The organism is Microcystis sp. M31BS1 (assembly GCF_020245285.1).
Taxonomy (GTDB): Bacteria; Cyanobacteriota; Cyanobacteriia; order Cyanobacteriales; family Microcystaceae; genus Microcystis; species Microcystis panniformis.
On record NZ_JADBVE010000300.1, the window covers coordinates 1 to 12,544 of the forward strand.

At 42.0% G+C, this 12,544-nt stretch carries 12 protein-coding genes; 4 read left to right on the forward strand and 8 right to left on the reverse strand.

Going from position 1 to position 12,544, the window contains the following annotated elements; genetic code table 11:
• Positions 1-148 precede the first annotated feature (148 nt).
• The 3 genes from IM509_RS17265 to pdxH all read right to left on the reverse strand — a co-directional run bounded on the left by IM509_RS17265 (position 149) and on the right by pdxH (position 2,193).
• The gene (locus IM509_RS17265; protein ID WP_249264803.1) at positions 149-934 is read right to left on the reverse strand and encodes a trypsin-like serine protease; all 786 of its coding nucleotides are present in this window, start codon (positions 932-934) and stop codon (positions 149-151) included.
• Between the two features lie 80 nt (positions 935-1,014).
• Positions 1,015-1,317, reverse strand: a complete 303-nt coding sequence (locus tag IM509_RS17270) for a trypco2 family protein (RefSeq protein ID WP_072923671.1) — start codon at positions 1,315-1,317, stop codon at positions 1,015-1,017.
• Positions 1,318-1,548: 231 nt separating this feature from the next.
• Positions 1,549-2,193, reverse strand: a complete 645-nt coding sequence (gene pdxH, locus IM509_RS17275) for a pyridoxamine 5'-phosphate oxidase (protein ID WP_052275645.1) — start codon at positions 2,191-2,193, stop codon at positions 1,549-1,551.
• Between the two features lie 51 nt (positions 2,194-2,244).
• On the opposite strand from pdxH, the gene IM509_RS17280 reads away from it, so the two are divergent.
• Positions 2,245-3,030 carry a segregation/condensation protein A gene (locus IM509_RS17280; RefSeq protein WP_052275644.1) on the forward strand — a complete coding sequence of 262 codons (786 nt, stop codon included), beginning with the start codon at positions 2,245-2,247 and terminating at the stop codon, positions 3,028-3,030.
• Positions 3,031-3,081: 51 nt separating this feature from the next.
• Here the strand turns inward: IM509_RS17280 and IM509_RS17285 are convergent, their stop codons facing one another.
• Positions 3,082-4,566, reverse strand: a complete 1,485-nt coding sequence (locus IM509_RS17285; protein ID WP_185237300.1) for a polysaccharide deacetylase family protein — start codon at positions 4,564-4,566, stop codon at positions 3,082-3,084.
• A 267-nt stretch (positions 4,567-4,833) separates the two neighbouring features.
• Here IM509_RS17285 and IM509_RS17290 point away from each other — a divergent pair, with 267 nt between their 5' ends.
• On the forward strand, positions 4,834-6,141 hold the full coding sequence (locus IM509_RS17290; protein ID WP_052275642.1) for a hemolysin family protein: 1,308 nt from the start codon (positions 4,834-4,836) through the stop codon (positions 6,139-6,141).
• Positions 6,142-6,177: 36 nt separating this feature from the next.
• Positions 6,178-6,996, forward strand: coding sequence for an Rpn family recombination-promoting nuclease/putative transposase (locus IM509_RS17295; RefSeq protein WP_052275641.1), 819 nt, complete (start codon positions 6,178-6,180; stop codon positions 6,994-6,996).
• Positions 6,997-7,031: 35 nt separating this feature from the next.
• On the opposite strand, the gene IM509_RS17300 is transcribed toward IM509_RS17295, so the two are convergent.
• Positions 7,032-8,369: a proton extrusion protein PcxA gene (locus tag IM509_RS17300; RefSeq protein ID WP_052275640.1), complete on the reverse strand. Its 1,338-nt coding sequence runs from the start codon at positions 8,367-8,369 to the stop codon at positions 7,032-7,034.
• Between the two features lie 78 nt (positions 8,370-8,447).
• Here IM509_RS17300 and IM509_RS17305 point away from each other — a divergent pair, with 78 nt between their 5' ends.
• Positions 8,448-10,538, forward strand: coding sequence for a PD-(D/E)XK nuclease family protein (locus IM509_RS17305; RefSeq protein ID WP_072923676.1), 2,091 nt, complete (start codon positions 8,448-8,450; stop codon positions 10,536-10,538).
• 263 nt (positions 10,539-10,801) lie between these two features.
• Here IM509_RS17305 and IM509_RS17310 read toward each other — a convergent pair whose 3' ends face one another.
• The 3 genes from IM509_RS17310 to IM509_RS17320 are packed head-to-tail and all read right to left on the reverse strand — an operon-like array spanning position 10,802 to position 12,406.
• Positions 10,802-11,200 (reverse strand): helix-turn-helix domain-containing protein, encoded by a 399-nt coding sequence (locus IM509_RS17310; protein ID WP_002787811.1) that lies wholly within the window; start codon positions 11,198-11,200, stop codon positions 10,802-10,804.
• A 46-nt stretch (positions 11,201-11,246) separates the two neighbouring features.
• Positions 11,247-12,071: a hydrogenase nickel incorporation protein HypB gene (gene hypB / locus IM509_RS17315; protein WP_072923682.1), complete on the reverse strand. Its 825-nt coding sequence runs from the start codon at positions 12,069-12,071 to the stop codon at positions 11,247-11,249.
• Positions 12,062-12,406: a hydrogenase maturation nickel metallochaperone HypA/HybF gene (locus IM509_RS17320; protein ID WP_052275638.1), complete on the reverse strand. Its 345-nt coding sequence runs from the start codon at positions 12,404-12,406 to the stop codon at positions 12,062-12,064. Before IM509_RS17320 ends, hypB begins: the two co-directional genes overlap by 10 nt.
• Between the last annotated feature and the right edge of the window lie 138 nt (positions 12,407-12,544).

Here is a 12,544-nt window from a genome sequence, read left to right on the forward strand (position 1 = left end):
TCTCAATTGTTAAGCAAAAATCGACCAAATGTGAATATTTCGTAACTATTCTGATTGACTGGTATCACTTGAAATGCCCACACAGCAAGCGGTTCACAAAATTGGCTAATTGTCAATAGCGTTTGAGATGCTCTCACCCTGTTTGGATTCATCCCCAATCCCTCTGGCAACTTGCAAGGCTTCGGGTAACAAAGCAGGGGAAAGATAGGGACTGATTGCGATAGGAAGAAGATTTTAAAGAAGCGGATATAACGGGTTTAGGTTCAGGATCAATATCATGACTTTCTAATATCTCACCCCATTCGGGATTGTCATAAACTCTTGCCAAAGATTCAGCTTCTAAAGATTCAGGACGATCTGGATTTTGATGCCATTTCTGCACACCCACCACTAACCCATAACAAACAATTGCTGATCCCGATGTTCCTTGCCAAGGTGACTGATCTTCTGCTAATCTTTCTAATTGTTCATCGGTGGGTTGTATGTCTTGACTATCTTTAATATTTAATAACAAACGGTTATGAGGAACACGATTAGCCACATCGATAGTTCCCTGAATATGTAACCCTGTGGCGTATTTTATACCATCTTCAGAATACCGTAAAAATAGAGGAAATCCCAAAAAGTCAAATTTAACTTTTTGGGTGCTACTCGCATCAGGTAACAACCCAAAACCTACAGGATCACAAGTTTCGATAGTTTCTGGTAATTCTACTAAGGCTATATCGATATTATCGGGAGCTTTCCAAATTACCTTAGCGTCTATGTCTTGCTTATCAGAATAGTTTGATGCTGATCTAAATCGTACTTTACAGTTGTTACTATTATCAAATAGATGCCGACAAGTCAAGAGTAAACGTCCCCCAATTCGATAGGCAGTGCCATACTTAGGGGCAACAATTTCTAAAGCGCGATCGGGTTGGAATTGGGGCATAACTTATCGGATTGATGTAACCTATTCTTCTGGGATGGTGATGGGTTACGCTTCGCTAACCCATCCTACAATAATCAATTTTAATCGGGAATATCATCACTTCCTGTCAATACAGGTTTTCCATCTTTCCAAATGGGTTTAAGGGGAATTTTAATTCTATGGGTGATCGTATCTTTATTGGTGACACCCCCACCCATTTCTACTACCCAAAATTTCAGCCCACCTTTGCCTTCTTTCGACTGCTCAACCACAAATTGAACCTCTAATTCAATTTCACCCACTTCAAAGCGAATCTGCTCACCCTCAGCGGCTAAAATAGATTTACTCAGTTCAACCCGCAATGCTTCTAAGGTTTCTCGAAGTCCAACTTTATTGATGTCCATAATTCTCTAGTTATTTTTGAAATATGCAAACAAAAACCCTTTCAATTCTATCGTTTTTCTGAAACTTTAGGGCGGACGGGTTGCCTTTCTACAATTAACATAATGGCCCAACCCGATCGCTAAGGTAAGCGCGGGTTGGGAAAAGACATCGACCTAATATTATCTCAAGACTAAAATGACAAATTGAATTAGCATCGAGCTATTTTGCCAATACAAGGTGTCAAGATAAAACTAAGGGGCTAAACGTTGCCTTTGCCAACTGCCATCTTCTTGACGATAATAACAGAGACGATCGTGAAGACGACTGGGGCGACCTTGCCAGAACTCGATTAAACTAGGAATTAGACGAAAACCGCCCCAATGAGGAGGACGGGGAACTTCACGACCCGCATATTCTTCTTTTAGTTCTGCTAGGCGTTTTTCGAGGATATCTCGCCCAGAAATCACTTCACTTTGATTGGAGGCCCAGGCCCCTAAACGAGATTCCCAGGGACGGACAAAAAAGTAATTATCCGATTCCTCCTCGCTGATTTTTTCTACAGTTCCCTCGATCCTAATTTGCCGTTGCAATTCTCCCCACCAAAACACTAGGGCTGCATTGGGATTGGCGATTAATTCCTGTCCTTTGGCGCTGTGGTAGTTGGTAAAGAGAACAAAACCGAGAGGATCGAAGTCTTTTAACAGTACCATGCGGGCCCGGGGTTTACCCTCCGGGGAAATAGTGGCTAAAGTCATAGCGTTGGGTTCTAATCTTCCCGAAGATACCGCCCGTTCTAGCCATTGTTTAAATACAATGAAAGGATCGGCAGATGTTTCTGACTCTAGCAATTCTTCAAGATTGTAGTCCAAACGCAGGTCAGCGATCGATATGTCCATGGTTTTGCTTGCTAAATTCTATCCTTTGAGATCCTACAAGATTCTACAATCATGACTATCACCTCGGCCAGTGATGCGATCGCCTCTCTTTTAGAAATGGCGGAACAGGGAGAAATTGACCCCTGGGATGTGCAGGTTATTGATGTGATTGATCGCTTTTTGGCGGAATTGGGGTTATTAAATGATCTAGATTTAGCCATGGCCCAGGCTAATTTACCCCAATCGGGACAGGCTTTTTTATGGGCTTCTATGTTAGTTTTATTTAAGGCTGATACCCTAGAAAGATTGTCTTTGGACCAGCAAGAAGAAAGTCTGATAGATGAGGAAATTAGCGATTTAGAAAGAGAATTAAGAACTTTACCCCGTTATCTAGAAAATCATATTCGCCGTCGTACTGCCGCCCCACCACCGCGAAAAAGACGGGTAACTTTGCAGGAGTTAATCACTCAATTACAACAGATTGCCCTAGAGATTGAAGCTTTACCGAAACTGGCTGTAGTTGTCCCGAAACCCCGGCCCCAATCCCGACGGGAAGCGGTACAAATTATCACGGAATTGGCCCACCAAGAAAACCTGACGGAATTGGCAGCGGAACTGGACTTTTTTTTGCAGAGAAAGTTTTTTCAATTGGAGAAAAAGGAGATAGAGTTTGAGTATTTATTAGATTTATGGCAAGCAGAAAAGCCCTCTAGTCACTCGGCAACACAGGAAAAGGTGGCGATTTTTTGGGCTTTACTTTTACTGGCTTCTCAATCAAAAGTGGAATTAAAACAAGAGGATTTTTATCAGGATTTGAGTATTTCTTTAATTACTTCATCGGCGAACATCCCTTGCTAGTATAAATATACTAACAAGGCGCAGAATCTGCGCCCTAGATACCTTACTATCTTAGCGGGTTAAGGCCGCGCCTCTTTCGTACAAAGTGCGGGCATAATCGGTCCAAGTACCCTGGCCCCAATAACGGAAACAACTGGTTTGCACGAGCAAATTATAAAGCAGTGCCTCCAGATAATCCGGTCGTCGGGTGAAGCTAGGATCCGCCTGTACTAAAGGATCATATTTCTCGTGGAATTGAGCGCTTAATTGGTTCATCGGTTCGAGGACATTTTCGTAACCGCGCACCCAACTGAGATCATTTGTCCAAGATGCCCCATCCATGCTAAAACGGTGGTCGGACTGTTTTAAATCAGCGATCGCCTGTTCCACTGCTTCCGGGGTAGCGGCATCGGGATTAACTCGCTGCCAGATTTTATGCTGGTGTACGGCTTGAATTGGGGGATAATCTTGGGGATTAACGCCAGCCGCCTCGATTAACTCCAGATATTCCGTACCGTTAAATCCTGCCACACTGGAACCCCCCCGCATTTCCCGCCAAGGATTGGGAAAATCGCGAGGAAATTCATTCATCATCACGCCACCATTTTCACCGTCGGCAATCTGGGAACCTAGGGAAGGAACCCAAACGCCGCCGATTTGCTGTTTACCGCGGCATTTGGCCTCGTGGTAGGGTTGCATTTGGGCGACTAATTTGGTGTCGGAACCCTGGGTTTTAATCAAAGCAGTAATCGCAATCACTTCACCCCGAGAATTGCGGGCCACCAGGCGATTAGGAATATATTTTTGTTCCTGACTCAATCCCGAACCGTCGAGATTTTCCACCGAGTGTTCCTGTACCAATAACCAACGATAGCCGCATTCTTTCAGGGCTTTAATATACTCGTAGAGGGTATCGGGATGGTTAGGAAGGTGCATTTCTGGGGGAGAGAACCCTTTGACTCGTTTCAGGGCATCCGGCCCAAAAATCGAGGCAAAATAGGTTTGCCATGCTTGCATCTGTAATTTTAGATCGGGAATCGGTGTGGAAGGAGCCACCGCATGACTCCACATCGTCCCCAACCATTCCACATAGGGTTGATATTGACTGTTACAGGTGATTAATTTGAGTTTATCGAGGATATCCTGCCGTCCCATCTGTACCAAACCCCAGAGGAGATTGCCGGAATAATCGAGCATAATCCGGGGATTACAGCCTTCCGCCACCAATTCTGGGATAAAATCGCCCATGCGACTATAACACCAGGCAAAAACGCTGGCATTATGGTTATCGCCATCCCCCTGATGCTCGAACATATGCTGGAGATTGCCGATTAATTCACCGTTAACACCCGCGGGGATGGTGGGTTGGTGCATATGCAAGGCACAGGCAAAACCAGCGTTGATATGGTCTAATTTGAGATTTGTTGTCGGTAAAAAGATCGGATCATCGTGATTAACAATCGCTGCAATTTCCTGTTCCCAACCGCAAATAGTCGGTAGTCCGGGGCGGATTTCCGTGATAGGGTTCGATTTCGATGATACGGGTGTAGCGATCATAATTTTTCAGGCGAATAGATTGAGATAGTTTGTCCCCACTCTCCCAGGGACAACTTTTTTTGCTGGCAACAGGTCACTCCTGACTGTTCACTGCTAACTGAGCTAAGAGTGCGGACTTGATCCTATCCCATTTATACTGGGAGTAACCCCCTCCAGACACAAGCCTTCGTAACTCGTTAAAAATCAAGATGATTCTTTACTGAACTTAACCGATCCTCGCACTATGATACAAACAACTATCCGCCCTTTTACCTGTAAATTTTAACCATGTTCTCGGCGACTACCGAAATTCTTGTTATCTTCTTCCTCATCCTCCTCAATGGAGTCTTTGCTCTCTCGGAAATTGCCATTGTCTCGGCCCGCAAAATCCGTTTGGAACAATTAGCCAGAGATGATCGACGGGCGGCGGTGGCCTTAAAATTGGCCAATGATCCCAATCAAATTTTATCGACGGTGCAGATTGGCATTACCCTAGTGGGTATCTTTGCCGGGGCCTACGGAGGAGCTAATTTATCGGTCAGTGTGGCGCAATTATTGGCCCAAGTTCCTGTTTTAGCCCCCTACAGTCAAGCTTTGGGATTAGGATTAGTGGTGTTAATTATTACCTATCTATCCCTAGTGGTGGGGGAATTAGTGCCGAAACGGTTAGGTTTAAGTAATCCTGAAAAAATCGCTATCCTCGTTGCTGATCCTCTGAATAGGTTATCAAAAATTGTTTCGCCCGTTGTCCATCTTTTGAGTCAATCGACTAATCTGATTCTCGGTTTGTTGGGGATTAGCGGTAATAATAATGATTCCCCAATTACGGAGGAAGAATTGAAAATTATGCTTAAACAGGGAACCGAAGCGGGAACCTTTGAGGAAGCAGAACAGGATATGGTGGAAAGGGTGTTAGGATTGAGCGATCGCCGAGTCAGTCAGATTATGACCACGCGTCCAGATGTTGTTTGGTTAGATTTGGAAGATAGTGCCGAAATTAACCGCCAGAAGCTAATTGAGAGCAATCATACCCGTTTTCCTGTGTGTCAGGGCAGTTTAGATGAGGTTTTGGGGGTAATCGAAGTCACAGACTTATTGGCCGATTGTTTAACCGGTGAAAGTTTCGATCTAACGAAGGATTTACAGCAGCCGCTTTTTGTGCCGGAAAGCACTAGGGGTTTAAAGGTTTTAGAATTGGTACAGCAAAGTGGCCATCATATTGCCTTGGTAGTGGATGAGTACGGGGTGATTCAAGGATTGGTGACGCGCCAGGATATTTTAGAGGCAATTGTCGGCGATTTACCCCAATTAGATAATATTGAAGATGCTCAGATCGTGCAGCGGGAAGATGGTTCTTGGTTGATCGATGGCACAGTGGCGATCGAAGATTTTAAAGAATTATTTGAAATCAGTGAATTACCCGGGGAAAAACAGGGGAATTATCACACTTTAGGGGGTTTTATTATTACCCATCTTGGCCGGATTCCGGGGGCTGCTGATCATTTTGAATGGCAAAGGTTGCGCTTGGAAGTGGTGGATATGGACGGTAATCGCGTCGATAAGGTGTTAGTCACGCTCTTGTTGGATGATTTGTAAGTAATTGTTAGTAAATATCTAGATTTTTTCAAGCTTGTGAAGACCGATACAATTTTTTATCAACTCTTGCAAACTTTTCCGGGGTTAATTTTTGAATTACTGGGAGAATCAACCCAGAAAGCTGAAAATTATCAATTCTCCTCCCGAGAAATCAAAGAATTAGCGCGTCGTTTTGACGGTATTTTTTTACCGACCACAGCAGCACCGGAACTAATTATTTACTTTGTTGAAGTGCAATTTCAGGATAAAAGCGATTTTTATTGGCGATTTTTAACAGAAATTGTCATCTATCTCAATCAGTATAAACCCGTTCAGGATTGGATGGCTGTAGCTTTATTTGCCTCCAGGGATATCGACAATAATTTTCCCTATCAACTACGGGGATTTGAGATAACGGGACAGATCAGACGTATTTATTTAGATGAATTAATCGATAGTCCAGATCCGTCTCTGGGTTTAGGAATTATTCAGTTAATCGTCGCTACACCCCAATTAGCACAGCAACGAGGAAAACCACTTTTAGAAAAAGCGATCGCTGAAATTGATGATCTAGTTTTCCAGCAAAAAGTTGTAGAATTAATTGAAAGAACCTTGGCCTATAAATTTACTAATCTTAGTCGCACGGAGTTAGAAGCTATGTTCGGATTAGATGATCTCAGACAAACTCGACTTTATCAAGAAGCTAAAGAAGAAGGTCGTGAAGAAGGTCGTGAAGAAGGTCGTGAAGAAGCTAAAACTGAAGCGATTGCTGGTTTACTGGCCTTAGGTTTAAGTATAGAACAGATTGCCACTGCTTTGCAATTAGAACTTACCAAAGTACAAGAGACAGCAGCAAAATTATCCTTCCCAGATTAGAAGGGTAAATTATCAAGTTTCTCCCCGATTTTACCCTATTCATTCATATTACGATAGGTAGCCACTGCTGAGGGAGAAATGCGATTGAGATAACGGAAAATCCAATATTTTAAGACTGTATCCAAGATAACGGGAAAAGTGGCGATAAAGAGAAAATTAAACTCGCGATTTTCCGGTAAACCGAAATGACGACTTAACCCTTCTAGGATCACTTCCCAACCGTGGGGAGAGTGGAAACCGACAAATATATCGGTAAAGAGAATAATTAAAAAAGCTTTAGCTGAATCGCTAAGATTATAGAGAATGCCATCCAGAAAAGACTTGACAATCTCGATTTCCCGACGACTAAAAGCGACAACAAAACCAAAGGCAATCAGGGAACAAATATCGGCGAAAATATTAGCGATCGCATTTAAACCTCGTTGGCGAAATTCTTCACTTAGTACCGCAGCTTTTTTGGTAATTTCTCCCTCGATTTCTTCGTTAGATAATTTGGGTGCTAAACCAATCATACCTCGAAAATGTAAAGCTTCCTCAAATCTTCTCAATTCCGAAAAAGCTTCTTCTTCTAAATCCTGATTGATAAAAATAAACTGTTCCTGTTGTTGGAAATATTTATTAACCAAGGGGGTAATCAGGAAAGTTTTGGTTAATTGCTGGGTTAATAAAGGAACAATAATTAACAGTAAAATAAACTTGAGTGAAATGGCTGTTTTATAACGAGAATTGCGAAATTTCTTTAAAACTGCCTCCTCCGATTCCTCCGCTTGGGGATCAATTTCCTGTTTAATGCGGTTAAAAGTATTGACAAAAGAACGGGGTAAAACCCCCGGTTTTTCCGTAGCTTTTTGGGATTTATTACTTTTGATTATTTCCTCATCTTCAATACTACCCGCTGCTAAAAAAGAGCGATTTCTAGAAGTCTTATTTTTGGCTGTTTCCTGCTCAAAATTTCTGTTCTGGATACTTTTGGGAACATCTTGAATATCTTCTTGCCAATAATTATCTTGATATTTTCCGATAATACTATCGATAAACTGAAGTTTTTTCAGACAAACATCTGTGGTGACAGTAATCACCCCATTATTAATTGTCGGTTGATTAGGTCCGAAGGTATTAACGATTGATCGACTAGCTTTAAACTCCGTCAATCTGACTTTAATTTTTTGCAGATAACCTTTAACTTCTGCGATAAAATAGGAATTAGTGCTGCTGCCATAATTCGAGAATTCATTCGCCACTTTTCGCCCTTGAAAATGCTTATCTTCTATTTCCTTAATCTTCAAAGCTGCATGATAGGCCTCATCTAAAGAACGTTCAGGAGTTTGTAATAACCATTGATTAACACCTTGCAAAATCCGATTAAGATTCATAGGAAACAATTACTTCCACAAGGGAGAAAAGCTAGAGTACCGATCAGTTATCTTAACAAATACAATCGAGAAAAAACGATGTCAATCATACCAATTTGGATCGAAGGTGGCACGCGATCGGGAAAAACCACCGCTTTAGTCGGGGAATTTCGGCGCTGGGTGTCTCGCGATCGCTCAAAATCATCCCCCCTTCCTCGATCGATCTTAGTTTTCGCTGCCAACGATGATAATAAACGGGAATTAGCCGATCAATTAGCCATTGCTGTTAGGGGTAGCTATCCGATTCTCTGCAAAACCCCTTTAGGTTTTCTCACCGATGAAGTCATTCTGTTTTGGCCGTTAATTTTCGAGTTTTTGGAGCTAAAAGCGCAATTTCCCCGCCGATTACGCCCAGAAACGGAGCAGGAACTCGCCACCCGTCTCTGGCAACCAGCAATCGCTGAATTCTTCCAGCTTACTAGCATAAATGAATATCGTTTCGTCCGTCAAGTTCTCGATTTGTTACAATTAGCCGGCGCTAGTGGTGTTCCCGCAGAAAAGATACCCGAAAGATTAGCCGACGGATTATCAGAAACAGATCTAAAACGAGTTTTAGCAATTAATGAGCAGGAAATACCAGAAAAAGTGGGAGAATTAATCATTCAATGGCGTGATTGGTCTCTAGAACGTGGTTTATTAAGTTATGGTATCATCTACGAACTCTATTGGCGCTATTTATTCCCTGATAGTCGTTATCAACAGCAACTATTAAAACGCTTCCGGGGAGTTTTTGCGGACGATGTGGACGATTATCCAGCTATTGCCAAGGATTTACTCAGTTTTTTCCTCGATCATGATTATTTTAGCGTTTTTACCTACAATCCCCAGGGAAAAATTCGCTTAGGATTAACTGCCGATCCCGATTATCTACAAAAATTAGCGGCACGCTGTCAAATTATGTCATTATCTACCACTGACGGGTTAGCTGCTCAGTTTAGCGAGACGGTTCTCTCCTTAATCAGCGACGGTAACTATCTTGGCAATCTTCCCGATCAATTCATCTCCCTGCAAACCACCTCTCGCGCCGAATTGTTACGGAAGACAGCCACAGCTATTATTCAAGCAGTCAAGCAAGGAGCAGTAAAACCCGAAGAAATCGCCGTTATTGCCCCTGGTTTAGACGAAATCGCCCGTTATAGCCTGATGGAAATTTTAACCGGTGCTGGGATAGCCGTTCAACCCCTCAACGAACAACGACCCCTGATCAGTTGTCCTCTGATTCGGGCATTATTGACCCTTCTCGCCCTTGTTTATGAAAATTTGGGGCGTTTAGCCCCCCAAGAGGCTATAGCGGAAATGCTGGTGATTTTTAGCCGTTATCGCTGGGATGAAGAACAAAATTTAATTCCCGATATCGATCCAATCCGCGCCGGATTAATTGCCGATCATTGTTATCAAGTGGATCTGGAAAATCCCCGTTTATTAGCGATCGAAACTTTTCCCCGTTGGGATCGCTTAGGACAAAAAGCTTGTACTGCCTACGAAAGAATTTGTCACTGGATCGAAGGGATGAAAAAACGGCAGCAAGAAGCCAAACTTTTCCCGATTTTTGTCTTAAATCAAGCGATCGAAGAATTATTAAACGATGGGGAAAATTTGCCCTTCGATCACTTGGCAGCTTTGCGAGAATTAATGGAAACTGCCCAACATTTTTGGGAGATTGATCGCCGTTTGCGTGAGAGTGAACCCTCTTTTCAAAGTCCCAGCGAAACTATTAGTCAGTTTATCCAACTTTTGCGTCGTGGCACAATCACTGCTAATCCCTATCCTGTGCGACAATTTATTAAATCTTCCCCGGCAGTTACCCTAGGCAATATCTTTCAATATCGTTCTTTTCGTTCTAGTCATCGTTGGCATTTTTGGCTAGATTGTTCCTCCCCACTCTGGGAACAAGGAGGTGCTTCCACTCTTTTTGCTGCGCCGATTTTTTGGCGAGAAAGTCCCTATCAACGCTGGACAACGGAAGCAGAATTAGAGGAAAATCAGGCACGTTTACAGAGAATTTTAAGGGATTTATTAGCAAGGGTAAGCGAAAAAGTTATCCTCTGTCACAGTGATTTAGGAGTATCGGGAACTGATCAAACCGGACAACTTTTATCTTTAGTACAAGCGGCAAAAGAATATGATTAAGCACTAGAACAAAATTAACTTCTTGGTTAGGAAATGCAAAAGGGGAAATAAATAATCAGTTTTTAATAACTAGATTTAGTATAAGGCCTTTTGGGGTTGTCAATTAAAAGCTACCAACTCCGAACCACACAAGGGTTCTATCCAGCGCTCACAGTTTTGCTGATCCGCTAAACTTTTGATTGATGATACCAGTTTAGTTTTGATACCTTGACATTTAATCGGGGGAACAATGACGGCTGTTTTCATTAAAAACTAATAGAGAATTAAATGAATACACTGGGGGAAACATTGAAAATCTCTCCTAAAATTTTCCCTTGAGCTTTACTAATCGATCGCTTGCCATTAACAATCTCAGAAACCACCCCCTTAGAACCAATTTTACTAACTAAATCAGCTTGTTTCATGTTGTTAGCTGACATTAAGTGTAATAATACTTCCTGCGGTGAAGCTGGTTCTGGTTGAGGTTGTTTGGCATCAAAATCCTTAATAATTGTCGCCATTAATTTAACCATCGCGGTTTCTTCTGGTAGTCGATCCTGTTTACTAATTAGATTAAGAAGAAGATGACGAACTTGTTGATATTCTTCCTCATTTTCAATGATTTTAGGTTGAAATTTAGTCAACAGTTGATTATAAATATTGTCATCAAGTGCTAGGGTCATTTTTCTTTCGGTTAGACTGAACTTTTTGGGTGTGTTACTACTTAACTTAAACCAGTGATGTTAACCAACTGTACCAAGCATCTAAACCTTCTCCAGTGGTAGCAGAAACTTGAAAAACTTTCAGATTGGGATTAACTTGATAGGCGTAATCTAAACAGCGATCGAGGTTAAAATTAACGTAGGGCAGTAGGTCTATTTTTGTCAAGATCATGACTTGAGAAGCGTGGAACATATAGGGATATTTAATCGGTTTATCTTCTCCTTCGGTGACGGAAAGAATGACGACTTTTGCATTTTCTCCCAAATCAAATAAAGCAGGACAAACTAGATTACCAACATTTTCGATCATGACTAAAGAATTCATCGGTGGATCGAGTTCGATTAATCCTCTCTCTACCATTGATGCTTCTAAATGACAACCTGTTCCGGTGTTAATTTGGATAACCTGACAACCGGTTTCACTAATTTTTTGAGCATCATTAGCTGTTGCTTGATCTCCCTCAATGACACTGATAGGAATAGCGGTTTTTAAATCGGCAATTGTGCGAGTTAACAGGGTAGTTTTTCCCGAACCGGGGGAAGAAACCAGATTAAGAGCAACAGTTTTTCTCCCCTTCAACCAACCGCGATTTTGTGCCGCTAATAGATTATTTTTTGCCAGCAGGTTTTGCTCAACTTGGAGAATATTACCATGAATTTGAGCGTGAATTTCCGCAGGATGATGGGGATGCTCATGCTCGTGAGCGTGAGCGTGAGCGTGATGGCTATGACTAATAACAGTACCATCGGCTAAAATATGTTCATGGGTTCCCGTTTGCGGATTAGTTACCGTTACTTCCGAGTTATCAGAACAACCACAGGTTACACACATAAGGATTCTGTCTCCAAGGATTTGAGATTTAATTCTTGACCCTGTAAAATGACTATATTGCGACTACCACATTGATCGCAGATTCCGTAGGGATATTCTAGTTCTAGCTTATTTTCGCAATCTTGGCACTGTCCTAAACCAGAAATTTCCAGAATCTCTAACATTGCCCCCTCTATATTAGTACCTTGACAACAGGTGTCAAAACAAAAAGCGATCGATTCTGGCATAATTGCCGTTAGTTTACCAATCTCTAACACCACGCGCTTAACTTTCATTCCTCGGGAATGTTCTAAGGCAAGTTCGATAATATTTTGGGTGATTCCTAGTTCGTGCATTTTCAGTTATCAGTTATCAGTTATCAGTTATCAGTTATCAGTTATCAGTTATCAGTTATCAGTTATCAGTTATCAGTTATCAGTTATCAGTTATCAGTTATCAGTTATCAGTTATCAGTTATCAGTTATCAGTTATCA